The sequence below is a fragment of the Yoonia rosea genome, from assembly GCF_900156505.1.
Taxonomy (GTDB): domain Bacteria; phylum Pseudomonadota; class Alphaproteobacteria; order Rhodobacterales; family Rhodobacteraceae; genus Yoonia; species Yoonia rosea.
Genome location: NZ_FTPR01000001.1, coordinates 2,136,447 through 2,159,761 on the forward strand (window position 1 = coordinate 2,136,447; position 23,315 = coordinate 2,159,761).

Consider the following 23,315-nt stretch of genomic DNA (forward strand, 5'->3'; position numbering starts at 1 on the left):
GCCAGCCTAACGCCGCAAGGGACGCTGTAAAGCAACCGGTTTGGCCCGCGCCTCGCGCCAGACCATGAAAAGCCCCGCGCCAAGGATTAAACCCATCCCCACAAAATCCCAAAGGTCAGGAAATTCGTCAAATACCACGATCCCCCAGACCACGGCCATGGGCAGCGCAAGATACTCGAACGGGGCCACATAAGACGCCTCGGCAACACGGTAAGCCTGAGAGATCAGATACCCGGCAACCGCAGTTCCCGCACCGATCAGCAGAAAAATCGGATAGTCCGCGACGGCAGGCCAGCTCCATGCGCGGAACAAAAAGGCCAACGAAAGGTCAGTTTGGTCGCCAAAACGCCCGTCGCCTGCGATCAGGCCAAACGACACCCCGACAAAGAGAAAGACGACCTGAATATAGAACGCCATTGTCGCTGCACTCTCGGTACCGCCGATCCGGCGCGTCAGGATATGGAGCCCCGCATAGCATACCGCCGCCGCCAGCGGCAAAAGCGACGCAACCTGAAACGCAGCCGTACCGGGGCGCATCATCACCAGCACACCGATTAATCCCACAGCAATGGCTGCCCAGCGCCGCGGGCCGACCACTTCGCCCAGAAAGACCACTGAGAACAGGGTGATGACCAAAGGGCTGACAAAGAAGATCGCGACCGCATCCGCCAACGGCATCGCCGCCAACCCAAGGAAGAACGTCATATTGGCAAACACCACGCAAAGGCCGCGTAAAAGGTGCATTTTCAACCGCTTGGTCCGCGCGATTGCCCAGCCCGAAGTGAAGGGTGCGATCACAGTCACAATAATCAAAAGGCCAATCACCGAGCGGATCAGCACGACCTGATGCAGCGCGTACCCTCCACTCAGGAACTTGATGGCGACGTCATTGATCGAGAAGAACAGCACCGACACCGCCGCGCAAATAGCGCCCAGCTTGGCCCCTGACATCTGCGTCACAGCTTTGCCGCCGCGCGCACGGCCCGTTCCAACCCGTCCAGAAACCGCGCGCGGTCTGCTTTGCTGAACGGCTTGCCACCGCCTTGGCGAAACGGATCGGCCGCGCGCATATCCGTCATCAAATCGCGTGTTGCCAGCACATTGCCGATATTGGCCTGCGTCAGTGCCTCACCGTTATGCTTTAGCACCAGCGCACCGTTCTCGATACAGCGCGCCGCCAGAGGAATATCGCCCGTAATCACGACATCACCCTTGGTTGCACGATCCGCGATCCACATATCGGCCACATCGGGGCCATCGGGCACGACTACCGTTTCCACCAACGGGTTCTGCGACGGCCGGATACCCCCGTTCGACACCACAAACATCTTCAGCTTATGCCGTGTGCCGACACGTTCGACCTCGGCCTTCACCGGGCAGGCATCGGCATCGACATAAATCACGAATAAAGCGCCTCGGCATGGAAGGCGACGTGATCTTCCATGAAGGTAGCGATAAAGAAGTAAGAGTGGTCATAGCCCTTTTGCAAGCGCACCTGTCCCTCTTGCCGCTTCGCCGCCATGGCTTGCGCGAAATGTTCTGTTCCCAAGAGATCACCGAACTGGTCATCGGTGCCGGTATCAATCAGGACCGGCCCGTCAAAGCCAGCTTTCTGCATCAACAGCGTCGCGTCATGTGCCGCGCCTGCGGCGACATCCCCGAAGTAGGCGGTAAACTGTTTGCGGCCCCAGTCGCTGGCGGTGGGGTGGCAGATCGGCGCAAAAGCCGACACGGACCGGAACCGCCCGGGCAAAGACATCGCGAGCGTCAGCGCACCATGCCCGCCCATCGAATGCCCAGTGATCGACTGGCGCGCCATATCCAGCGGAAATTTCTCGGCCAAGAGGGCGGGCAATTCCTCACTCACATAGGTCCACATTTTGAAATGCTTGTCCCAAGGGGCCTCGGTCGCATCAACGTAGAACCCAGCCCCTTGGCCCAGGTCATAGGCCTCGTCATTGGGCACATCGTCACCGCGTGGCGAGGTATCGGGATAGACCAGTGCAATCCCCTGTTCGGCGGCCCAGGCCTGCGCGCCGGCCTTGGTCATGGCGTTTTCATGGGTGCAGGTCAGACCCGACAGGAACCACAAGACCGGCACAGGGCCATCGGCGGCCTCGGCAGGCAGAAAGACCGCAAAAGCCATATCACAAGAACAGGCCGCTGAGGCGTGCTTGTACACCCCCTGCGTGCCACCAAAGGCGCGGTTTTCCGAGATCGTTTCCATGTGCTTCCCTTTCGTTTGTCCAAGGGCTAGCGCAGGTTCAGAAGCTTGTCACCCACGCAATGACCAACGACACAGTCACCACGCTTGCCGCAGTCGAGATCAGGATCGCTGCAGAGACGCGTGTGGGGGCGACGCCATAGTGCTGTGCCAGAATATAGACATTGCCCGCGACCGGCAGCGCAGCAGCGGCAATCATTACGCCCGCAGTATAGGGATCAACGTCAAAAAGCATCAGTGCGGCAAATGCCACCGCCGCCGGATGCAGGATCAGTTTGCAAAACGACAGCCAGCCTGCAACGGCCACACGCTCGGCCGATTTGGTGGCCAGAGACGCCCCGATCGCAAAAAGCGCGCCGGGCGTGGCGGCGGCCCCCAGCAAGGTCAGAAACTCGTTTACCGGCACAGGCACCGGAATAGTGTTGGCCGACACCAGCAGACCCAACGAGATCGAAACGATCATCGGGTTCTTGATGAGCCCAACCGTGACAGTCCACAAGACACGCGGCGACATGCGCCCGTCGCGCGAGCCGGTGATCAGGATCACAATCAGACTGCCAAAGACGATCAGATCAACCGCCAGCACCATCATGACGGGGCCAACCGCGCCCTCACCCAAAAGCAGGACCAACATCGGGATACCCAAGAATCCAACGTTGCCGATCACGGCACACTGGCCCTCAACCGCCGCTTCGGTCATCGGCAAGCCGCGTCTGCGCGCAACAGCGACAGCCAGCAGATAGATCACCGTTGTAGCGCTCAGGTAGGCCAGCACGAATTGCCAATCAAGGATCTCTGCCAGCGACAGGTTGGCCGAAAAGCGAAACAGCATCGCCGAGAGCGCAAAGTAGAATACGAATTTCGTCAGATAGGCCGTGGCCTCGGGCGTAAAAAACTTGGTCAGCCCCGATCCATAGCCCAGCGCGATGAGCATAAAGAAAGGCAAAGTCTGAAGAAAAATATCCCACATACGGGTTAATCAAACGTCCCTGTGGTGCGGGCCAGCAGCATGAACGCCCGCGACGTGCGGGTTTCGGCGAGCGCGAGCAAATCCGTATCGGTGGCGTCTTCCGCGAAGGTCACAAGGAACTGATCGTAGCAGCGCAGGAAATGGTGCACTGCGTCCCGAAAAATAGCATCTTCGCGGGTCCGCCTGCTCAGCTGCGACAGGTAAGCCTGATCACGGATAGCACCCAGCTGCTCGACCGACCGCCCCCGCTCGCCCTTGGCAAACCGGCGCCAAAGATCCGCGCTGACAGGTGCGGGGCGCAGATCATCCATATAGATGCCTTCCTGCGACAAAAGCGTCAGCACATCCTGACTGGCCTGCACCAGTTTGCGCGCATCGCGGTCACGCAGGGCGCGGCGCAGGGCCCCGAAACCGTCCGTATCGTTTTCATCATTCGGAAAATGCAGCGCCTTGACCAGATCAGGGCGCGCGATCGGCGGGCGGGCCTCCTCGGACGGGGTATCAAACGCCAAGACCGGTTGATCAGCGGGCATCTGCGGTGCGGCGCGCGGGACGATCAGGCGGGACACCTCGCGCCGGGAGGCGAACTGCGACACAGGCGCCTCTTGCTGCGCTTCCGCAAGCGGCGGAGTTGGCGGCGCAGGCGCAGGTTCCGGCGGCGGAGGTGCCTTGGGCACCGCAGGTTGAAGGGCAGCGGGCTCTTTTGCTGCGCTTTTGCTGGCCAGCATATCAGCCAGCCGGTCGATGCTGGTCTGCGCCTGAAACAACTCGTGGCGCAGGTTGCGCACAGCCCGCGCCGCGGCGACCGCCACCCAGATCAATGCCGCAGGCAAGATAATCGCGAGCGCAACAAGAACGAACCACGCCGTGGCAAACCCGTCAGCGGGTGCAGGGTCGGGCCACGTCAGCCAAAACAGAAACGTCGCAACAATGACCCATGCGACTGACGCCGCAATCGCCAATGGCTCGATCTGGCCAGGACCTGCGTCCAAGCCGGCACGATCAGTGTTGGACTTCTGCGCCATTTTTTGCGCACTTCCTATTTGAAGGCGATCGACAAGATCTCATAGCTGCGCACACCACCGGGCGTGCGGACCTCAACGCTGTCACCTTCGTCCTTGCCGATCAGCGCCCGCGACAATGGCGACTTCATATTCAGCTTCCCGCTTTCAATGTCGGCCTCATACTCGCCCACGATCTGATAGGTCTTTTCCTCATCAGTATCCTCGTCGACCAGCGTCACAGTCGCCCCGAATTTGACGGTGCCCGACAGTTTGGCGGGATCAATCACATCCGCCAGCGAAATCACGCCTTCAAGCTCTTTCACGCGCCCTTCGATAAAGGACTGCTTTTCCTTGGCCGAGTGATATTCCGCGTTCTCGGACAAATCGCCATGCTCACGCGCCTCCGAGATTGCGCGGATAATCGCAGGGCGTTCCACGGATTTCAGGTGCTTGAGTTCGGCATCCAGCTTGTCAAAGCCAGCGCGGGTCAAAGGTATCTTATCCATCGCTACTCCCCTCCCGGGGGAAAATCATTCGTCCAGCGTTCATAGTCTATTAGGCAGAGGCCAAGTCAAGGCTTAGCCGCGATTAGATGTCGCGTGCGCCAATTTTGACGTCGTGTCTTGATTGCCCCTTAATCCGTCATCAGGTAACCCTTGCTACGACTGAATAAAAGGGGGCAAGCGCCCCGTATTTTGAAGGATTTGCCGATGGCCGAGATTGAACGCGAAGCAATGGAATATGATGTCGTGATCGTGGGCGCAGGCCCTGCCGGTCTCTCTGCGGCAATCCGGCTGAAGCAACTGGATGCCGAACTCAGCGTGGTTGTGCTGGAAAAAGGCTCGGAAGTGGGCGCGCATATCCTGTCGGGCGCGGTGCTTGATCCGGTTGGTCTGAACAAGCTGATCCCCGATTGGAAAGACAAGGGCGCACCACTGAACGTGCCTGTGAAAGAAGACAATTTCTACATGCTGGGTGAGGCCGGACAGCTGCGCATCCCCAACATCCTGATGCCACCGTTCATGAGCAACCATGGCAATTACATCGTGTCGATGGGCAATGTCTGCCGCTGGATGGCCGAACAGGCCGAGGAAATGGGCGTCGAGATTTTCCCCGGCATGTCCTGCTCGGAACTGGTTTATGGCGAAAACGGCGAAGTCAAAGGCGTGGTCGCAGGCGAATTCGGCAAGAACGCCGATGGCACCCCCGGACCGTCCTATGAACCCGGCATGGAACTGCACGGGAAATACGTGTTCCTTGGCGAAGGCGTACGCGGATCGCTGTCGAAACAGGTGATCGCAAAATACGACCTTGATGCAAAATCCGATGTCCAGAAATACGGCCTTGGCATGAAGGAAATCTGGGAAATCGACCCTGAAAAGCATAAAGAAGGTACCGTTACACACACCATGGGCTGGCCGTTGAACGGGAATGCAGGTGGCGGATCGTTCATTTACCACCTTGAGAACAATCAGGTTTACGTGGGTTTCGTGGTTCACCTGAACTACAAGAACCCGCATCTGTTCCCCTACATGGAATTCCAGCGGTTCAAGCACCACCCGCAAGTGGCCGAACTCCTGAAAGGCGGCAAGCGCGTGGCTTACGGCGCGCGCGCCATTTCCGAGGGTGGTTTCCAATCCATGCCGCAGCTTGAATTCCCCGGTGGGGCGCTTTTGGGCTGTGCGGCCGGCATGGTCAACGTCCCCCGTATCAAGGGCAACCATAACGCCATGCTGTCCGGCATCGCCGCAGCCGAGGCCGCCATGGACGCGATCAAAGCAGGGCGCAGCGGTGATCTGCTGGAAGGTTACGACGCTGCCGTGCGCAAAGGCGAGATTGGCAAAGACCTCAAGAAAGTGCGCAACGTCAAGCCGCTCTGGTCTAAATATGGCCTGCTCGGGTCACTGACCATCGGCGGCATGGATATGTGGATGAACACTTTCGGCAACGGTTTTCTTGGCACGCTGTCACACGGAAAATCAGACGCCGAAGCGACCGAACCCGCCAGCAAACACAAAGAGATCACCTACCCCAAGCCCGATGGCACGCTGTCGTTTGACCGTCTGACCAACGTCTCGTTCAGCTTTACCAACCACGAGGAAAGCCAGCCGGCACACCTGCACCTGACTGACCCAGACGTGCCGGTGAACGTGAACCTTGCGAAATACGCAGGCCCCTCAGCGCGCTATTGCCCTGCAGGTGTCTATGAATTCGTCGGCGAAGGGGCTGACACCAAGTTCCAGATCAACTTCCAGAACTGCGTGCACTGCAAAACCTGCGATATCAAAGACCCGAGCCAGAATATCACCTGGACAGTGCCACAAGGTGGCGACGGGCCGAACTATCCGAATATGTAAACTATCAAGGGCCCCTCGCGGGGCCCTTTCTATTCATGCGCATGAGGGCGATGAATGGCGGCTTCGAGCCCCAGTCTGCTGACCGAGGTGCAGTTCGGCCATCGTCCGACCTGGAGGGCTTTGCGCTGTCAGAGGCACTGGCTCGTGCAGAAGAAGCAGGGTGAGATACCTTTGAAAGCGTCGCAAAATCGCCCTCCTGGGGGGAGGTCGGGCGATGGCCGGACTGCGCCGGCCGTTTGTGCTGTGGGGGTGCTTCTGGGTAAAACGGAGAAGGCAATTATGTCCCGCACTGCCGCCATTCCCAATAGCCCCACTTACTGCAGCACATAACCGTTCGGCCATGTCAGCGTATAGTCCAGCTTTACCTCTTGCTCGGCACCCGCCGCCACATCGAGGTCCCATTCCAAAATACCGCGCAGCCCTTCAGGATCAAGCCGGGTGACCGCGGGGCTTGCGGTAAACTCCACCTCAAGATCGTCCTGCTCGGAATATGGGATCGCGTCGCGCAGTTTCACGTCCCAATCCTGCCCGGTCAGGTTTTCCACTGTCATCACCGCCTGTTCGGTCAACTGGTTTGCACTGGTAAAGACCCCCACATCCCCTTCGGATTTATTCGGCACAGCACGGGTCAGGCGCAGACCATCCAGCGGCCCGAACCCCATTTCCGTATCCGCCCCTGCCGCGAGCAAAGGCAACTGTCCGAACCCGATCATCGTGCCGTCCGCATAGAGAAGCGCCTGACCGGGCAACATGACTTCGCCGGTATCATTGGTAAATTCCGCCATGCGATAGCCAATCTGGTCACGGCTGGGCACCGCTTCGGCCCAGACATCCGCGGCGAAATTCAGGGTATCCAGTGGCAGGCGCAGATCCTCGACACCGTTGCGGATATCAACCCGGCCCGGATAAATGTAAGTAACGGTCGCGCCGCTGAAATCCGCCTTGGCTGTCACGGGCATCGGCGCCGCCGCGACCTCAGCCACGGCCCCCGAACGCGCAAAGGATGGCATACTGTCAGCCATCATCATGAGACCGTCATCACGGCCCAGTTCTTCCTCGGATATGATCCGCCGCAAAGGTGCCCAGACACCGCTTGGCCCCGTCTGCTCGCCTGGGCGCGCCGTCGAAAGGATCAACTGCACATCATTCCAGTCCTGTCCGGTTTGCTGGCTGATCACGACCGAGCGCTCGACCGCCAAAGCCGCCTCTGCACCCGTGGTCAAGCGCATGTCATAGACGGGTGACCAGTTGGCAAACCCTTCGACCGAGCTGACATCGACAGTCACCTCGCCTGCCTCTTCAACGGCCAACGTAAAGGTTAATACAGCACCCTGCTGTTCAGGTGCCAGTAGCGCCGCCAAGGTCTGGCGGGCATCCTCCAAAGCCTCCACGTCGTCTTTGCGCGCCAGTTCCGCCGCCTGCGCCTCTTGCTCGGCGGCAAATGCAGCTTCACGCACGGCCAAAGTCTCAGCACCGACCATCTGTGCGAGGGCCTGAATATCGGCCGCATTCAAAGCCTCGCTTGCGCTGGCCTGTGACAAGCTTTGCAAAAAGGATACCTGTTCTTCGGCGGCCTGCACCCGCAGGCGGATCTGCGCAATCGCGGCGTCACGCGCGCGCAAGACGCTTTCCAGACGCTCCACCTCATCGCGGGCGGCCACGATCTCGGGCGCGCTTTGGTCGGGTGTCACCGGCAAGCGATCAAAGGCAAGGTTCACCGCCCCAAGCTGTGCGCCGCCAGAGGCTGCCAAACGCAACCCTGCGGTCGACAGGCCCTCTGGCATATCCGGCACAACAATCTCGTGCTGGCCCGCAGGCAGATCAAGGCTGATCTGCCGCGTGACAGTTGCAAGCCCCGGATAGATCGTAACGGTATCAACCCGCGCCGGCGCAGTGAAGGTATCGGCGAGTGATGGGGCGGCCAGTGCAATCAGGCTTGTCGTCAGAAAAAGGCGAAACATGAATGGTCTCCTGCTTATGTCAAGTATCTTTATACAGGCTTTGACGGATGGCAGCAGGCAATCCTTGGCGCGATTAGCAAAAAATCTTTCGGGGCATTTTACGGGTGCATGAGATCGGAGGCATTGATGGCCAGAGTGAGTGTCGGGTTAAAGGCCAATCTGCAAGATGCTGCATACTGCACAAACGTCAGGTATGTCGGAAGACTGCCAAAACGACCATTCTTGGCACATAGGTATTGGCAGGGGGGTTTGCCTTGCCTGACAATCGGCTTGGCGAGTATCGCGATTTGCGGTACACTTTCGTACGGTCGGCAGACACCGAGGCGTCGCTGCTCCTGTTGGAGAGCTAAACCTGCCAAAACGACTATCGGCATCGCATCTAATCATTCAGATAAGAGCGCCGCGTCATTAAGCCAGCGACCGATGATGACCACTGGTGCTCGATGTGGATAACCCATGCCGAAGATTCCTTTACCGCTATCCGCGGAAGATTTGACGATTTTTGTGCGCGCGCTCTCCGAACAGTTGGGAGGCGCAAGCCCGACGCATCTCACTCTCATGAACATGGCCGCGCGAGCAGCAGGTTATCAGAACGTACAGCACATGCGTTCGGCGCATGCAGCGGCTCAACGGCTGAAGCGCACGGTTGATGAACTGCCAGCTAACACGCGGGCTGTTGAACGCGCTTTGCACCATTTCGACGCCGAAGGTCGCCTGAAGCAATGGCCTTCGAAGCGAGGCGTTCAGACGCTTGCTCTCTGGGTGCTTTGGGCAGCATTGCCCGCTGGCCAAGCCATGAAAGAGCAAGAGATCAACGATAGCTTGAACCGGCAGCATCTGTTCGGTGATCCCGCGACACTACGCCGAACAATGATTGCTTGCCATCTTCTTTCGCGGCGCAACGATGGAACAGACTACCGGCGGGTCGAGCAGGAACCGCCCGCTGATGCAAAGCTGCTCATCCGGGAACTTGGACAGCGCACGCGTATGCGTTCTATGGGGCCAAATAATGCATAGGGGCAGCTGTTTGTGTGGCGCGGTTCGGATCACTGTCGAAGGTCGTCTGCCTCGACCGAACGCTTGCCATTGCACTGCCTGCAGAAAGCAGACAGGCCATTTCGGTGCTTCACTCGACGTCCCGCGGACACGGGTACAGGTGGAGGGTGAAAATGCGATTTGCTGGTATCAGTCTTCAGAGAAGGTCAGGCGCGGTTTCTGCGGGACTTGTGGCGTGACACTGTTTTGGGACCCGATCCAATACGATTGGACTGCCATTGCTATGGGTGTCTTCGACGGACCAACCGATACTTCACTGTCGATGCACATCTTTGTCGCGGAAAAGGGCGACTACTACGAAATCGGGGATGGCTTACCGCAGAACGCGCGGTAGCAACACGTGGAACCAGCCAAAACCCATGCGTTTTGTCGTCTGCGATCGCGTCCGTTTTTGGCGCATGGGTTCTACCAGCGGGTTTTTAGCTTGTTTGCGGACCAACGGGTCCGCGCCCGAATTTGGCCAAACGGCCGGTTCAGGTGCTATCGATAGGGTTCTCATTTGCGCCTTCAACAAGAGGGCATATTTGCTCTGCCCTGTTTGCGGCAGCCCAACGTGAAGCGCAGCTCTTCAAGCGTCGCTCAGAACAATTGACGGCCACAGTTGGTCCGATTCCGCTGCCGCACGATCAAAAATCAGGCGCATATTTGACATATTCGACACCTATGAACTTGTCATTGTGAGTGAGTTAAGTGCCGGAAACGGCATCGTAATGAGTAAAGGACATCAAATTGAAACACCCTATCGTAAAAGCATTTTTGTGCTCTGCGGTGGCATCTGCCGCCTGTGTCGGAAGCGCCCAAAGCGCAGAAATAACATGCGGGACCACCTATTCAGTCGTTGGCGGTGACACGCTGAGCCACATCAGCATGCTGAGCTACGGATCGCCTTTGTACCAGCCGATCTACACTGCGAACATCGACACAATCGGGTCAAATCCTGATCGTATTTTCATCGGCCAGTCCTTGTCGATACCTTGCTTGTCATCAGACGCGACAATCCTGTCTGTCAGTGCTGAAAACGATGACGGCGCTGTGGACGGCGCTCTGGTGTTTACCTTTAACAGAGCCTCCGCCCCACCCTTTATCATCAACAGCGGTATCGTTGACGCATACCTTGCCGACATCACCGAGGCGACAGAGGGCCGGGTGACGTTTATTGATCCCGAAGTAGTCAACCGTAACCATGCCGATCAATTCGCGCTTGTTACCTCTGGCCAAGTAGATGGGGCATATGTGCTGAACAGTACAATTGCGGACTCCCATCCACTGCTGCAATTGCCAATGTACCCGATGCTTGGCGGTTCTGCAGAGCAAACGGCTGTGGCGCTGTGGCGTCTGCACGACGAGTATCTCGCGCAAACAGACTACTTCAGCGATGCGCAGCTTCTGGGCTTTATCGCTGCACCAGCGGCGCATATCTGGCGTGACGCCAGCATGCCGGTTACGCCAGATGAGGATATCGTCACGAAGAACGAATACGCTGTTCCGTACTTCATGGGGCTCGACACACGCGGTCCGGCTGTGATGCGTGCCGATATGGAACAAAGAACGCTTGCCCAGCGCGACACTCCGCCTGCCTATTTCATGGCACATGGCGCGGCTTTGGCGACGGGTCTTTGGAATGAAGATGCGAACGTTTCAGTCATGGAAGTCGACAATGGCGCCTATACACCTACCTTTTCAGTCGTCCTGTCAAATGATGCGTGGATGCAAATTTCACCCACAGACCAGAACGCAATTCAAGCGATCTCAGGCGAAGCACTTTCTTATCGATCGGCAGCTTGGGACGAGTTCGACAACGCGTTCCGCTCGCGCATGATGGATATGGGGTTGGACTTTGTGAAAGCCGACAAACCGCTGTTGGATAACCTTTGGAAAAGCTCATTCCCGGATTTGGCCGCATGGATCGCAGATGTCGACTCCCGTGGTGTTTCCGGCACGATGGCGCTGAATTCCTACCTCAAAAGCTTGCGGTCATTGGAAGGTAGCTTGATCTATCGCGGTCAAGAAACCTATGTTGATCAGCATCCCTTCTTTACCGGCGGAAACTAACTCTGCCGCGGCTGCGCCCCGTTATGGGGCGCAGCTCGTTATTCCCGATAGCTAGCTCGTCGCAGATTTGCCGCACCAATAGCGGTTATCTATGCCGCGCGCGGCATGTTTGATTTTGGGCTCCCTTTCCGACCTTCTCCGCATCGCAGGATGTGCCAGAACTCTACCGTTTGTGATCCGGTATAATCATCCAAAGCCGCCATTGGAGCAGCCACAGCGAAAGTCTGACAAATCCCGCAAAACAGACATCACCAAAGAACACCCAAGGTATCCCAACAAAAAGGGCGCCCCGCAGGACGCCCTTTTCAAACTCCAACCTTGGCCAATCAGCCTTTTTTCAGGCACTCACGTCCAAGCAATTCTGCGATCTGCACAGCGTTCAAAGCCGCACCCTTGCGCAGGTTATCGGACACGCACCACAGGTTAAGACCGTTATCAATCGTGCTATCCTGACGGATGCGGCTGATGAACGTGGCAAAGTCACCGACACATTCGATGGGCGTCACATAGCCGCCGTCTTCGCGCTTATCGATCACCATAATGCCGGGGCTTTCGCGTAGGATATCGCGGGCCTCGTCCTCGTCCAGAAACTCTTCGAATTCGATGTTGATCGCTTCGGAGTGGCCAACAAACACAGGAACGCGCACACAGGTGGCCGTGACCTTGATCTTGGGGTCAACGATCTTCTTGGTCTCGGCGACCATTTTCCACTCTTCTTTGGTCTCGCCGCTATCCATGAAAACATCGATATGCGGGATCACGTTAAAAGCGATCTGCTTGGTGAACTGCTTGGGCGGCTTGCTGTCGGTGGGATTATAGATCGATTTGGTCTGGTCCCACAGCTCATCAATCCCGCCTTTGCCGGCGCCCGACACGGACTGATAAGTGCTCACAACAACGCGCTTGATCGTGGCGCGGTCATGCAGGGGCTTGAGCGCCACAACCATCTGCGCTGTCGAACAGTTCGGGTTGGCAATAATATTTTTCTTGGAATAGCCGTGCACGGCCTGCGGGTTCACCTCGGGCACGATCAACGGCACATCGGCGTCATAGCGATAAAGCGATGAGTTATCGATCACCACACAACCGGCTTTGGCAGCCTTGGGGGCATAAATCTTGGTCGCCTCGGACCCGACCGCAAAAAGCGCCATGTCCCAGCCGGTGAAATCAAATGTATCAAGGTCCTTGGTCTTCAGGGTTTTATCGCCAAAGCTGACCTCGGTGCCAAGCGATTTACGGCTGGCAAGTACGGCAATCTCGTCCACGGGAAAGGCCCGCTCGGCGAGGATGTTCAGCATTTCGCGGCCCACATTCCCAGTGGCACCGACAACGGCGATTCTATAGCCCATTTGGCTGGCTCCTTGTTACAGATGCGCCCCTTTAACGCGTGGGGGGACCAAGGGAAAGGGGTGGGCATCGCGAACCCACTGCCAGCCCAGTTTTACAGGCATCTTTGTTGCGGGTTTGTATCGCAAATCATCTGTGTGAATTCGCAGTTTCTTAATCCTCAGGGGCTAGTGGATGTGGGGGAAGGAATCTCTGCATGAAGAATGTACTATTCATAACGATCGCTACGGCGACGGTGCTTGCATCGCCTGGCTTGGCACTCGTCGCACAGAAAAAACCTGAAAGCGGCGATCTTGCACTGGTCGTTGCGTCCCCGTTTGGCAGGTCGGTTGAGCAGGTGCTTGACGCATCAGGAATGACAGATGCCTATCCAAATCGTGCGCCACTGGGCGCTTTCGTCCAATTGGAAACACCGCAAAGCTACGACCTGCTGATTGAAAACGGGGCCTGGCTCGTATTGCGCGGCAAGGAGATACTCGAGCTATGCTAGCGACAGCAACACACTCCGCAGCAGGACAGCAGCAGCAAGCAAACGAACGCTTCGTGCAGCAGGTTACGAACTGGATATTGGCGCCCGTCCCTGCGGTGGCAGCCTATGCCGTGAACGATTTGCCTCATTGGTGGATTTTTGCCGTGATCGGGCTGTTGCTCGGCGTGCTCGGCAACGCAGCAATAAGGTCTTCGGCTGAATTGCGCGACTACGTGATCAGTTTCTGCTTTGTCGGTCAGTGCATCCTACTGACATCCGCACTTGCCGGCCATCCGTGGCAGATCGATTCGCACATGTTGTTCTTCGCGGTATTGGCGATCATATCAACATTGGGCAGTCCGCGCGCACTGGTTTTCGCAACCGTGCTGGTGGCCTTGCATCACATGGCGTTCAGTATCGTTCTCCCCGGCCTCGTGTTTCCAAGCGTAGGCCTCGTCGGAAATCTTGAACGGACAGCATTCCATGCCGCGATTGTCTTACTCGGAAGCGGCGTGCTGCTGGTCTCAATCATAAATCGTGCCGCTGCGGAATCGGCGCTTCAGGTCGAACGCGCCGCCCTGCAAGAGCAGACCGAGGTCGCCAACCAATCGCGCGCTGCCGCCAGAAAGGACCAAGATGACGCAGAAGTTGTCGTGAAAACGCTCCAACGCCATCTGGACGATTTGGCGCGTGGCGTTTTGGACTGCCAGATCAAGACTGAGTTTCCAAAGGACTATGCGCCGTTGCGCCTCAGTTTTAACGCTGCGGTTGAGAAGCTTGGTGAAACGCTTGGGCAGGTTTCCGGCGCTGCGACGAATATCAAAACAAATGTCGCCAACATGAGCCAATCTTCCGAAGATCTGTCCAGACGGTCCGAAACACAGGCGGCCACGTTGGAAGAAACTGTAGCTGCGCTTGAAGAAATTACAGTTTCGGTAAGGCAGGCCGCACAGAGCGCGCAAAACGCCAAGACCATCGCAACCGACACGCGGCACGATGCCGAAAGAACCGGCAATATCGTGGCAGACGCGATTGCCGCAATGACAGCGATCGAAGCGTCATCCGATCAAATCTCGAGCATCATTGGCGTCATTGATGATATCGCATTTCAGACCAACCTGCTGGCGTTGAATGCCGGTGTTGAAGCGGCCCGCGCCGGCGATGCAGGGCGCGGATTTGCCGTGGTCGCCACAGAGGTACGCGGCTTGGCCCATCGGTCAGCGGACTCTGCAACAGAAATCAAAGGGTTGATCGAACAAAGCTCTCTGCAGGTCCGCAACGGCGTGGAATTCATTGGGAAAGCCGGTGAAGCAATTGGCGGCATCGTGGCGCGGGTCAAAGAAATCTCCACCGCCATCGCCGAAATTGCCAGCGCCTCTGAAGAACAATCACGCGGACTGAGTGAAATAAACGTTGGCGTCAGCGAACTTGATACCGTCACCCAGCGGAACGCCGCAATGGCAGGTGCGCTGACGACGAGCGGCTATGAATTGAACGCCTATGCGCAAGAGCTTGCGGTGTTGGTACAGCAATTCCAACTGGCCCAGAAACAGGGCAGTTTCGGGCAGGCTGCGGCCTAGGACATAAGGCACAACCGGACACAACCGAACGTTGTATTCCTATACATCACTTGACGGGGATGTCACGTCAACCACCAATAACCACAGCACGTTGTTGCGGCCTCTAGACACCGGTCGCGTCAGGCCTAAGGTGGCACCATGAAGGTGCCCAGTACCCCCCCGTTCCGTCAAGCCGCACCCCGTGGCCTTTGCACCGATTGCGGCGTGTCGCGCATGGCCGATGCCAGTGCCTGCGGAAAGGCCTGCCAGTTTATCAAACCGGATTATCCCAAGCATGAGGCCTATATTCATGGGCGTGCAGCAAAAGATACTGGCGACGAACGTTTCTTCGGGGTTTCGCGCGCGATGTACCGTGCCGCGCTGAGACCTGCGCGCGAGGGCGCGCAGTGGACTGGCCTTACCACCCGCTTTGCCGAGCGACTGCTTGAAACAGGTGCGGTGGATGCCGTGCTGACAATGGTGCCCGATGCAGACGACAAATGGCGGCCCCGCCCCGCGATCATCACCGACCCTGCCGACATGCAACACGCACGTGGCATGCGGATGGGCTATGCCCCGCTTTTGGCATTGCTTGAACCTGCTTTGGCGGCAGGACACCGCAAGATCGCGGTTATCGGCATTCCGTGCCAAATCTACGCCTTGCGCGCGATTGAGGCAGATCTGGGGTTCGAGCGGATATATGTAATCGGCACCCCCTGCTCTGACAACACAACGACCGAGAACTTCCACAGTTTTCTTGCACGGCTGACAGATGCACCTGACACAGTCACCTATCTGGAATTCCGCGCCGATTATCACGTCGAGCTGCGCTTTAGCGATGGCAGCAAACGGCTGATCCCGTTTTTGAAACTTCCACTATCGGACCTGCCGCCCGATTTCTTCCCAACGACGTGCCGTACCTGCGTGGATTACACCAACCGGCTGGCCGATATCACGGTGGGCTATATGGCCGGCGAAGGGGAACAATGGCTGATCGTGCGCAACCAGCGTGGCAAAGAGATTTTGGAAGCTCTCGGCGATGAAGTGTCGCTTGCCGCGCCGGGATCACGCGGTCAGCGCCAAAGCTCGGTCAAGGGTTTTGTGGAAAACACGCGCCTTGCGGCAGGCGGGCTTCCGTTGCGGCGGATGCCCAACTGGCTGCGCGGGATCATGGCATGGGTGATGCCACGGGTGGGGCCGCGCGGTCTGGAATTTGCCCGTGCGCGGGTTGAAATGAAAGCGGCCGAAACCGTCTTGCATTTGCGCCGCGAAGAACCCGCCAAGATTAAAAACATGGTACCCGAGCACGTCTGGAACCTAGCCAAACCCTACGGGATTGCATCGGAAGAGAACGAGCGGACCGATCCTTAAACCGGCATTGCGGTTGTCTGACGCACGGTGCGCAACGCAAAGGACGATTGCATCTGCGCCACCCCTGGCAGTGTCGCCAGATAACGCCGGTGAATACGGGCGAAATCCTCGGTATCGCCGGCCAAGACCTTCAGCAGATAATCCGCCGTGCCCGCCATCAAATGACACTCGAGCACATCCGGCACGCGGGCCACAGCACGTTCAAACGCATCGAGCACCTCGTCGGCCTGCCCGCTGAGCGTGATTTCCACAAAAACCGTCGTCGGACGCCCCACTTTGCGGGGGTCGAGCAGCGCCACGTAATCCCGGATATAGCCGTCCTTTTCCAGTCGCTGCACACGCCGGTGACAGGCCGAGGCGGACAGGTTCGCCTTCTCTGACAATTCGGCGTTCGAGATGCGGCCTTTCTTCTGCAAAACCTCGAGGATTCGGCGATCAATACTATCCAGTTCCATTTTACGCACGATCCTTCGAACAAATGATACTTTTGCACACAGTTCTACCGCAAATACCTAGAACATCCAAGGACACTCCGATGAAATTGCAGCGAAGCGGCGTGATACTTCCAACAGACACAGGAGGAACCGGTCATGCATATTGGATGCCCAACAGAGATCAAACCACAAGAATTTCGCGTCGGCCTGACACCGAACGCAGCCTTTGAAGCCGTCAACCACGGCCACACCGTGACAATCCAGTCCGGCGCTGGCAATGGCGCGGGCTTTACCGACGCCGATTACACTGATGCCGGGGCCGCAATTGTAGGCACCGCTGCAGAAGTGTTCGAAAAAGCCGATATGGTTGTAAAAGTGAAAGAACCACAGCCCAAAGAGCGCAAAATGCTCCGCGAAGGTCAGATTTTGTTTACTTATCTGCACCTTGCGCCGGACCCCGAACAAACCAAAGACCTGATGGAGTCCGGTGCAACCTGCATTGCCTACGAAACAGTGACCGACGATCGCGGCGGGCTGCCGCTCTTGGCGCCCATGTCAGAGGTCGCAGGGCGTCTGGCACCGCAGGTCGGCGCATGGACGCTGCAAAAGGCCAACGGCGGGCGCGGTGTTCTTATGGGTGGCGTACCGGGTGTTGGCCCTGCCCGCGTGCTGGTCATCGGCGGCGGTGTTGTCGGCACCCATGCGGCGCGCATCGCGGCGGGCATGGGCGCTGATGTCACCGTGCTGGACCGGTCCCTGCCGCGTCTGCGCTATCTGGATGATACGTTCGGCGGCGTTTTCAAGAACGGCTACGCCAATGCAGGCAACACAATTGAGCTGGCACGTCAGGCCGACATGATCATCGGCGCAGTCCTGATCCCGGGTGCGGCGGCGCCCAAGCTGATCTCGCGCGCGCAACTTTCCGAGTTGAAACCGGGTGCGGCACTTGTTGACGTGGCGATTGACCAAGGCGGTTGTTTCGAGACGTCAAAGGCCACAACCCACGAAGACCCTGTCTATGATGTCGACGGGATCATGCACTATTGCGTGGCCAACATGCCGGGTGCTGTGGCGCGCACGTCCACGATCGCACTTGGGAATGCCACCATGCCGTTCATGCTCGCGTTGGCCGACAAAGGCTGGCGGCAGGCCTGCGAAGATGATCCACATCTGCTGAACGGTCTGAACGTCCATGCAGGCAACCTGACCTACTATGCCGTCGGCAAGGCCTTGGGGATTGACGTTTTGTCGCCATCACTGGCGCTTAAAGCGTAGACACAGAAAAGGGCCCGCTTGCAAAAAGCGGGCCCTTTCTACCTGCGGCAGTTAAAATCAGGCGTTCGCCTTGAGCGCATCGCGAATTTCGGCCAACAGTTCTTCTGCTGTCGGACCCTTCGGCGCTTCCGGTGCAGCCTCTTCCTCTTTCATCGCAGCGTCTTTGACCTTGTTGACCATTTTCACCAGCATGAAGACAACGAAGGCAATAATCAGAAAATTGATGATGGCCATGATGAACGCGCCGTAGGCAAAGATCGATGCACCTGCCTCGCGCGCGGCTTCCAGCGATGCGCCCGCAGGCACTTCTCCGGCAAGTACGGCGTAGTTGTTCGTGAAATCAACACCGCCGGACACAAGGCCGATAATAGGGTTGATCAAATCGCCAACAAGCGATGTGACGATGGCCGTAAATGCGGCACCGATGATGATACCAACGGCCATGTCCATGACATTCCCCTTGGCAATAAACGTTTTGAATTCATTAAGCATTCTTTGTCCCCATTTCTTGTTTTTCAGCCTACGGTTAATTCCCTATTGCGGCTGCGCGCACAGTATTAACCATATTTTTGAACAGTGGAACGGGTTTTTGTTTGCGGTTTTTCCCCCTACCTTCGGTGGATTGCAAAACGAGATAGAAGGACCACTACACATGGCCGATTTATCGGACTTTCCGATCACACAACGCTGGCACGCAAAGGACCCGTCCGTGATCCAGCTTTATTCATTCCCTACCCCCAACGGCGTCAAAGTCTCTATTGCGCTTGAAGAGATGGGGCTGGCGTATGAACCGCACCTTGTCACGCTCAGCGATGCCGACGTGAAAAGCGATGCCTTTCTGTCGCTGAACCCCAACAACAAAATTCCCGCGATCATTGACCCGAATGGGCCTGACGGCGCAATTGGGCTGTTCGAAAGCGGTGCCATCCTGCTCTATCTGGCCGAAAAGTCCGGCAAATTCATCGGCGCGACAACGGCAGACAAGCACAAGATCACCCAGTGGCTGATGTTCCAGATGGGTGGCCTCGGACCTATGCTTGGTCAGATGGGGTTCTTCTACAAATTTGCAGGCTCACAGATCGAGGATCCCCGCCCGCGTGAACGCTACCGCGATGAGGCGATCCGTCTGTTGGCCGTCCTCGACAAAGAACTTGCCGGCAAAGACTGGATCGCGGGCGATTATTCCATCGCGGATATGGCGATTGCGCCATGGGTGAACGCGCTGGGATTTTACGGCACCAAAGACGAGGTCGGCTATGACGATCTGAAAAACGTGCCGGCCTATGTCACGCGATTTTTCGAACGGCCTGCGGTGGACAAGGCCAAAAATATTCCCGATCCATCTTGAACTGACGAAAGAGTCAGCAGACGCACCGGGGCCAAGCACCATGGTGCGTCACTGGACACACTGCCTTTCATGGATTAGTGGGTGGAAGGGCTGGTATTCAGGAAATTGTAGGATGCGCGACAATCAAGAATGGTGGCTCGTACTCGTCATCTGGGGCGAAAAATACTCTGATGACGACTGCAACCGGCTTATCTTCAGCGCCCTGAGGCATTCCACAAATTGTAAAGGCGTTTGCGTCCTGACAGACCGCTTGGACAGAGCGATAGACAGCAGGGCGACGTTAGTGCCGTTCCCCGAGGACTTTAACCGCGACGATTTCAAGCGGAGTGGACTGCCGATCAAGATTTGTATGTTTGATCTCCCCACAGTCCCAGAGGGCGATGTCTGCATTTATGTTGACCTCGACTCCATGATTGTCGGAAATCTTGATAAAATTGCGGTGCTCGCAGAGAAGGCCGATATCTGGACGATTGATGTTTTCCCGCGGCGTTTTTCCCGCTTTCGGCGAGCCCGGTTTCGGCTTTCCGGTGGCAAGTACTTTACCGCAGGCAATTCATCATGTTTTGTGTTCAAAAACCGGTTTCCAGGCAACCCAACAGAAAAGTTCAGAACGCTCTTCGCAGCAGGCAAGCTGCCCAAACGGTTGTTGCATGATGATCGCTTTATTGGATGGAGCTGCCAAGAAAAGCTACGCGGTTTCCCCACGCATCTGGTCTCCTATTTCCGGCTTGAATTTCTAGCACCTGCCATGTGGATCACGCGCCTCTTTGCGATTTTCCGAAAGAGGCTCCGGCAACAGATCGTTGTTGTGACCTTTGCTGGAAGAAACACAAAACTCGAAAAATTGCTGGCCGCAGGTAAAGATGAGCGGATCGTCGATCATCATGGTCGCGTGGGCTACTGGACGAATGATTTGACGAGCGGAATTAGCGGCAAAATCGAAGCTGAATTACAAGCTTTCAAAGACCGCTAAAGCCCCGCCCCCTTTTCAGGCAACGTCCCGTTCAAAACGTAAGCGAGGATATCAACCACCTGCTGCGGCTCTTCCACAACAGCGAGGGCGGCCGCGTCAACCTCTTTGAGCGGATGCTGATGTTCCGGCCCGTGCATCACGATCAGTGATTTACCAAGAGCCGCCGCATAGCCCGCATCAAAGGCTGCGTTCCACTGTTTGTATTTGTCGCCAAAGCGGACCACCACGATATCGGCATTCTGTAGCCCATGTCGCGTGCGGATCGCATTCAGGTTCGCACCTTTGTTGTCATGCCAGAACTTCTTGTCTTCCGCGCCCATGATCGCAACGCCACAATCGTCCGAAGCAGCATGGTCCGTCACCGGCCCGTCAAACACCACATCAAGCCCCGCTGCACCGGTGATGATCTGCTCGCGCCAGTCGGTGTGGATTTCGCCGGAGAGGTAAATCTTGAGGGTCATATTGGGGCTCCTTCGTTTGTTTCGTACAGGCCGTTGGCGCGGCGCAGAATTACCCGCGCAGGACACCACCCGTGGCTTTCGTCACTTTCTCCACAATCTTGGCGCTGACCGCTTCGATATCGGCGTCCTTCAACGTCGCCTCGGTCGGCTGCAAACGCACGGTCACAGCCAGGGATTTCTTGCCTTCACCCAGCGACCCGCCAATGAATTCGTCAAAGACGCGCACGTCGGTGATCAGGGACTTATCCGCACCCGCGGCGGCGTTGACCAGCGTCAGCGCCTCGACCTGCGTATCGACGACAAAGGCAAAATCGCGCTCGACCGCTTGCAGATCCGTGGCGACAAGTGCGGAACGTGTGGCAGATTTGTTCTTGGGCAGAGGAACTTCATCGGGCCAGATGGTAAAGGCCACAGCAGGCCCTTTGATATCCATCTCGCGCAGCACGCGCGGGTGCAGTTCACCAAAGATACCCAACACCTTCTTCGGCCCGAGGCAAATCTTGCCATGCCGTCCGGGGTGCCACCAATCATCCGCGCCACGCAGGATCTGTACTTTCGCAGGCGCGCCGATTGCCGCCAGGATCGCCTCGGCATCGGCCTTGGCATCGTACAGATCAACCGGGCGCGCTGTCCCGTGCACGTCCTTGGGGCCTGTTCGCCCGATCAACACACCCGAGACCAGCATGTGCTGTTCACCCGGCTCACCGCCGTGGAAACCTGCGCCGACCTCAAACAGGCCCATATCCATGAAACCGCGCGCCTGATTGCGCGCCGCTGCCCGCAACAGACCGGGCAGCAATGCAGGCCGCATATGCGACATCTCCGAACTGATCGGGTTCTCCAGCATGGTCGCATCATCGCCACCGCCAAAGAGCTTGGCCGCCTCGGCATCAATAAAGCTGTAGGTTACACATTCGTTGTAGCCCAGCGCTGCCGCGGTCCGGCGTGCCGCCTGTTGACGCATCTGACCGGGTGTCAGGATTGGCTTGGGGACGCCCGCGTCAATGCGCGGCAAAGGCTTGCCTTTGAGTTTCGTCAAGGACGCGATCCGCGCGACTTCTTCGACCAGATCAGCCTCGCCCTGCACATCGGGACGCCAAGACGGCACATGGGCCATATTGCCTTCCATCACAAAACCAAGATCGGTCAATGTGCTGCGCTGGGTAGATTCCGAAATCTCCATACCCACCAGCGATATGACGCGCTTGGCGTCAAGTTTATAAGCGCGCGACGTATCGGGCACAGCACCTGCCTGAATCACTTCAGACACCTCGCCGCCCGCATGATCGACGATCATCCGCACCGCATGTTCAAGCCCCTCTGGCGTGAATGCAGGGTCAACACCACGCTCGAACCGGTACCGCGCATCCGAGTTGATCTTGAGCGCGCGGCCTGTGTAGGCGATCTGCACGGGATCCCAATAGGCACTTTCGACGAAGACGTTTACGGTCTCTTCGGTGCAGCCTGTCGCAAGCCCGCCCATAATCCCCGCAATGCTTTCGGGGCCGTTGTCGTCCGAAATCACCATCTGGCCTGCTTGCAGGGTATAGTCCTTGTCATCAAGCGCTGTGAGGGTCTCGCCACCAGCAGCGCGATGGACGCGCAGGTTGCCTTGCACCTTATCGGCATCAAAGACATGCAGCGGGCGGTTCAGGTCGTAGGTGAACCAATTGGTCACATCCACCAGAAAACTGATCGGACGCAACCCGATGGCGCGCAGCTGCGCTTGCAGCCATTCAGGGCTGGGGCCGTTCTTGACCCCTTTGATCAGGCGGCCACAGAAGACGGGGCAGCCGTCCAAGGTATCCTCGGCAATACTCACACCAAGATCGGCCTTGAAGGACGCGGGCACAGGATCAACCGATAGGGGAAGCAGTTTGCCGATGCCGCGCGCCGCCAGATCGCGGGCGATGCCACGGACGCCAAGTGCATCAGGGCGGTTTGGCGTGATCGCGATTTCAATCACAGGGTCGACTTTTTCAGGACTGTTCTCGGCCAGCCAGTCGGTGAACCGCTGTCCCACCTCGCCCGAGGGCAGTTCGATGATACCGTCATGTTCTTCTGAGAGTTCCATCTCGCGCTCGGAACACATCATGCCATAGCTTTCGATGCCGCGGATCTTGCCCACGCCGATCGTCGTGTCGATGCCGGGGACAGAGGTGCCGGGGCTGGCGATCACGACGGTGATGCCTGCGCGTGCGTTGGGTGCGCCACAGATGATCTGGGTCGGGCCATCTGCCGTTTCGACCTGACAAACCTGAAGTTTGTCGGCATCGGGGTGCTTTTCCGCCGAAACCACCTTGCCGATGGTGAAATCCGCCAGCTTGTCGATGGGGTTTTCGATGCCTTCCACCTCGAGCCCCAGATCGGTCAGCGCATAGGCGATGTCCGCAACAGAGGCGTCGGTTTCAAGGTGGTGTTTCAGCCAGGAAAGCGTGAATTTCATGGGTCCGT

The 23,315-nt window shown here is 57.6% G+C and carries 22 protein-coding genes; 10 read left to right on the top strand and 12 right to left on the bottom strand.

Features of this window, described 5'->3' with window-relative positions; genetic code table 11:
* Window positions 1–6 precede the first annotated feature (6 nt).
* From B0B09_RS10675 to greA, 6 genes are read right to left on the bottom strand one after another with little or no spacing between them, the layout of a single operon-like run.
* Window positions 7–951 (bottom strand): DMT family transporter, encoded by a 945-nt coding sequence (locus B0B09_RS10675; protein WP_076659556.1) that lies wholly within the window; start codon window positions 949–951, stop codon window positions 7–9.
* A gap of 5 nt (window positions 952–956) precedes the next feature.
* Window positions 957–1,403, bottom strand: coding sequence for a YaiI/YqxD family protein (locus tag B0B09_RS10680; protein ID WP_055293526.1), 447 nt, complete (start codon window positions 1,401–1,403; stop codon window positions 957–959).
* Window positions 1,400–2,227, bottom strand: a complete 828-nt coding sequence (gene fghA / locus B0B09_RS10685; RefSeq protein WP_076659557.1) for an S-formylglutathione hydrolase — start codon at window positions 2,225–2,227, stop codon at window positions 1,400–1,402. The genes B0B09_RS10680 and fghA overlap by 4 nt, the downstream gene beginning before the upstream one ends.
* A 37-nt stretch (window positions 2,228–2,264) precedes the next feature.
* Window positions 2,265–3,194, bottom strand: coding sequence for an AEC family transporter (locus tag B0B09_RS10690; RefSeq protein ID WP_076659558.1), 930 nt, complete (start codon window positions 3,192–3,194; stop codon window positions 2,265–2,267).
* A 5-nt stretch (window positions 3,195–3,199) separates the two neighbouring features.
* Window positions 3,200–4,219: a hypothetical protein gene (locus B0B09_RS10695; protein WP_076659560.1), complete on the bottom strand. Its 1,020-nt coding sequence runs from the start codon at window positions 4,217–4,219 to the stop codon at window positions 3,200–3,202.
* Window positions 4,220–4,233: 14 nt separating this feature from the next.
* Window positions 4,234–4,704, bottom strand: a complete 471-nt coding sequence (gene greA / locus B0B09_RS10700; RefSeq protein WP_076659562.1) for a transcription elongation factor GreA — start codon at window positions 4,702–4,704, stop codon at window positions 4,234–4,236.
* Between the two features lie 204 nt (window positions 4,705–4,908).
* On the opposite strand from greA, the gene B0B09_RS10705 reads away from it, so the two are divergent.
* Complete coding sequence (locus B0B09_RS10705) at window positions 4,909–6,555, top strand: electron transfer flavoprotein-ubiquinone oxidoreductase (protein ID WP_076659563.1); 1,647 nt, start codon at window positions 4,909–4,911, stop codon at window positions 6,553–6,555.
* 314 nt (window positions 6,556–6,869) lie between these two features.
* Here the strand turns inward: B0B09_RS10705 and B0B09_RS10710 are convergent, their stop codons facing one another.
* On the bottom strand, window positions 6,870–8,516 hold the full coding sequence (locus B0B09_RS10710) for a DUF4139 domain-containing protein (RefSeq protein WP_076659565.1): 1,647 nt from the start codon (window positions 8,514–8,516) through the stop codon (window positions 6,870–6,872).
* Window positions 8,517–8,972: 456 nt separating this feature from the next.
* On the opposite strand from B0B09_RS10710, the gene B0B09_RS10720 reads away from it, so the two are divergent.
* The 3 genes from B0B09_RS10720 (at window position 8,973) to B0B09_RS10730 (ending at window position 11,624) form a co-directional block, all read left to right on the top strand.
* The gene (locus B0B09_RS10720) at window positions 8,973–9,533 is read left to right on the top strand and encodes a DUF2087 domain-containing protein (protein ID WP_076659568.1); all 561 of its coding nucleotides are present in this window, start codon (window positions 8,973–8,975) and stop codon (window positions 9,531–9,533) included.
* Window positions 9,526–9,906: a GFA family protein gene (locus B0B09_RS10725; protein ID WP_076659569.1), complete on the top strand. Its 381-nt coding sequence runs from the start codon at window positions 9,526–9,528 to the stop codon at window positions 9,904–9,906. The genes B0B09_RS10720 and B0B09_RS10725 overlap by 8 nt, the downstream gene beginning before the upstream one ends.
* 395 nt (window positions 9,907–10,301) lie before the next feature.
* Window positions 10,302–11,624: a hypothetical protein gene (locus B0B09_RS10730; RefSeq protein WP_076659571.1), complete on the top strand. Its 1,323-nt coding sequence runs from the start codon at window positions 10,302–10,304 to the stop codon at window positions 11,622–11,624.
* A gap of 326 nt (window positions 11,625–11,950) precedes the next feature.
* Here B0B09_RS10730 and B0B09_RS10735 read toward each other — a convergent pair whose 3' ends face one another.
* On the bottom strand, window positions 11,951–12,973 hold the full coding sequence (locus B0B09_RS10735; RefSeq protein ID WP_076659572.1) for an aspartate-semialdehyde dehydrogenase: 1,023 nt from the start codon (window positions 12,971–12,973) through the stop codon (window positions 11,951–11,953).
* Between the two features lie 194 nt (window positions 12,974–13,167).
* Between B0B09_RS10735 and B0B09_RS10740 the strand changes: the two genes are divergently transcribed.
* From B0B09_RS10740 to B0B09_RS10750, 3 genes are all read left to right on the top strand, one after another.
* On the top strand, window positions 13,168–13,461 hold the full coding sequence (locus B0B09_RS10740; RefSeq protein WP_076659574.1) for a hypothetical protein: 294 nt from the start codon (window positions 13,168–13,170) through the stop codon (window positions 13,459–13,461).
* Window positions 13,455–15,020, top strand: coding sequence for a methyl-accepting chemotaxis protein (locus B0B09_RS10745; RefSeq protein ID WP_076659576.1), 1,566 nt, complete (start codon window positions 13,455–13,457; stop codon window positions 15,018–15,020). The genes B0B09_RS10740 and B0B09_RS10745 overlap by 7 nt, the downstream gene beginning before the upstream one ends.
* A gap of 138 nt (window positions 15,021–15,158) precedes the next feature.
* The gene (locus tag B0B09_RS10750) at window positions 15,159–16,370 is read left to right on the top strand and encodes a Coenzyme F420 hydrogenase/dehydrogenase, beta subunit C-terminal domain (RefSeq protein ID WP_076659577.1); all 1,212 of its coding nucleotides are present in this window, start codon (window positions 15,159–15,161) and stop codon (window positions 16,368–16,370) included.
* Here B0B09_RS10750 and B0B09_RS10755 read toward each other — a convergent pair.
* Window positions 16,367–16,825 carry an Lrp/AsnC family transcriptional regulator gene (locus B0B09_RS10755; RefSeq protein ID WP_055293496.1) on the bottom strand — a complete coding sequence of 153 codons (459 nt, stop codon included), beginning with the start codon at window positions 16,823–16,825 and terminating at the stop codon, window positions 16,367–16,369. The two genes, B0B09_RS10750 and B0B09_RS10755, sit on opposite strands and share 4 nt — an antisense overlap.
* 135 nt (window positions 16,826–16,960) lie before the next feature.
* On the opposite strand from B0B09_RS10755, the gene ald reads away from it, so the two are divergent.
* Complete coding sequence (gene ald / locus B0B09_RS10760; protein WP_055293494.1) at window positions 16,961–18,079, top strand: alanine dehydrogenase; 1,119 nt, start codon at window positions 16,961–16,963, stop codon at window positions 18,077–18,079.
* 57 nt (window positions 18,080–18,136) lie between these two features.
* On the opposite strand, the gene mscL is transcribed toward ald, so the two are convergent.
* Window positions 18,137–18,571: a large conductance mechanosensitive channel protein MscL gene (gene mscL, locus B0B09_RS10765; RefSeq protein WP_055293492.1), complete on the bottom strand. Its 435-nt coding sequence runs from the start codon at window positions 18,569–18,571 to the stop codon at window positions 18,137–18,139.
* 160 nt (window positions 18,572–18,731) lie between these two features.
* Here mscL and B0B09_RS10770 point away from each other — a divergent pair, with 160 nt between their 5' ends.
* Together B0B09_RS10770 and B0B09_RS10775 are read left to right on the top strand one after the other, a co-directional pair.
* Window positions 18,732–19,427 carry a glutathione S-transferase family protein gene (locus B0B09_RS10770; protein WP_076659579.1) on the top strand — a complete coding sequence of 232 codons (696 nt, stop codon included), beginning with the start codon at window positions 18,732–18,734 and terminating at the stop codon, window positions 19,425–19,427.
* A 112-nt stretch (window positions 19,428–19,539) separates the two neighbouring features.
* Complete coding sequence (locus B0B09_RS10775) at window positions 19,540–20,400, top strand: hypothetical protein (protein WP_076659581.1); 861 nt, start codon at window positions 19,540–19,542, stop codon at window positions 20,398–20,400.
* On the opposite strand, the gene B0B09_RS10780 is transcribed toward B0B09_RS10775, so the two are convergent.
* Both B0B09_RS10780 and pheT read right to left on the bottom strand, forming a co-directional pair.
* On the bottom strand, window positions 20,397–20,861 hold the full coding sequence (locus tag B0B09_RS10780) for a YtoQ family protein (protein ID WP_055293486.1): 465 nt from the start codon (window positions 20,859–20,861) through the stop codon (window positions 20,397–20,399). The two genes, B0B09_RS10775 and B0B09_RS10780, sit on opposite strands and share 4 nt — an antisense overlap.
* A gap of 49 nt (window positions 20,862–20,910) precedes the next feature.
* Window positions 20,911–23,307, bottom strand: a complete 2,397-nt coding sequence (pheT, locus tag B0B09_RS10785) for a phenylalanine--tRNA ligase subunit beta (RefSeq protein WP_076659582.1) — start codon at window positions 23,305–23,307, stop codon at window positions 20,911–20,913.
* Window positions 23,308–23,315 lie beyond the last annotated feature (8 nt).

Bases quoted from the DNA above. Each gene is read 5' to 3' on its own strand.
- B0B09_RS10675 (WP_076659556.1), bottom strand. From the start codon at position 951: ATGTCAGGGGCCAAGCTGGGCGCTATTTGCGCGGCGGTGTCGGTGCTG.
- fghA (WP_076659557.1), bottom strand. From the start codon at position 2,227: ATGGAAACGATCTCGGAAAACCGCGCCTTTGGTGGCACGCAGGGGGTG.
- B0B09_RS10690 (WP_076659558.1), bottom strand. From the start codon at position 3,194: ATGTGGGATATTTTTCTTCAGACTTTGCCTTTCTTTATGCTCATCGCG.
- B0B09_RS10695 (WP_076659560.1), bottom strand. From the start codon at position 4,219: ATGGCGCAGAAGTCCAACACTGATCGTGCCGGCTTGGACGCAGGTCCT.
- greA (WP_076659562.1), bottom strand. From the start codon at position 4,704: ATGGATAAGATACCTTTGACCCGCGCTGGCTTTGACAAGCTGGATGCC.
- B0B09_RS10705 (WP_076659563.1), top strand. From the start codon at position 4,909: ATGGCCGAGATTGAACGCGAAGCAATGGAATATGATGTCGTGATCGTG.
- B0B09_RS10710 (WP_076659565.1), bottom strand. From the start codon at position 8,516: ATGTTTCGCCTTTTTCTGACGACAAGCCTGATTGCACTGGCCGCCCCA.
- B0B09_RS10720 (WP_076659568.1), top strand. From the start codon at position 8,973: ATGCCGAAGATTCCTTTACCGCTATCCGCGGAAGATTTGACGATTTTT.
- B0B09_RS10725 (WP_076659569.1), top strand. From the start codon at position 9,526: ATGCATAGGGGCAGCTGTTTGTGTGGCGCGGTTCGGATCACTGTCGAA.
- B0B09_RS10735 (WP_076659572.1), bottom strand. From the start codon at position 12,973: ATGGGCTATAGAATCGCCGTTGTCGGTGCCACTGGGAATGTGGGCCGC.
- B0B09_RS10740 (WP_076659574.1), top strand. From the start codon at position 13,168: ATGAAGAATGTACTATTCATAACGATCGCTACGGCGACGGTGCTTGCA.
- B0B09_RS10745 (WP_076659576.1), top strand. From the start codon at position 13,455: ATGCTAGCGACAGCAACACACTCCGCAGCAGGACAGCAGCAGCAAGCA.
- B0B09_RS10750 (WP_076659577.1), top strand. From the start codon at position 15,159: ATGAAGGTGCCCAGTACCCCCCCGTTCCGTCAAGCCGCACCCCGTGGC.
- B0B09_RS10755 (WP_055293496.1), bottom strand. From the start codon at position 16,825: ATGGAACTGGATAGTATTGATCGCCGAATCCTCGAGGTTTTGCAGAAG.
- ald (WP_055293494.1), top strand. From the start codon at position 16,961: ATGCATATTGGATGCCCAACAGAGATCAAACCACAAGAATTTCGCGTC.
- mscL (WP_055293492.1), bottom strand. From the start codon at position 18,571: ATGCTTAATGAATTCAAAACGTTTATTGCCAAGGGGAATGTCATGGAC.
- B0B09_RS10770 (WP_076659579.1), top strand. From the start codon at position 18,732: ATGGCCGATTTATCGGACTTTCCGATCACACAACGCTGGCACGCAAAG.
- B0B09_RS10775 (WP_076659581.1), top strand. From the start codon at position 19,540: ATGCGCGACAATCAAGAATGGTGGCTCGTACTCGTCATCTGGGGCGAA.
- B0B09_RS10780 (WP_055293486.1), bottom strand. From the start codon at position 20,861: ATGACCCTCAAGATTTACCTCTCCGGCGAAATCCACACCGACTGGCGC.
- pheT (WP_076659582.1), bottom strand. From the start codon at position 23,307: ATGAAATTCACGCTTTCCTGGCTGAAACACCACCTTGAAACCGACGCC.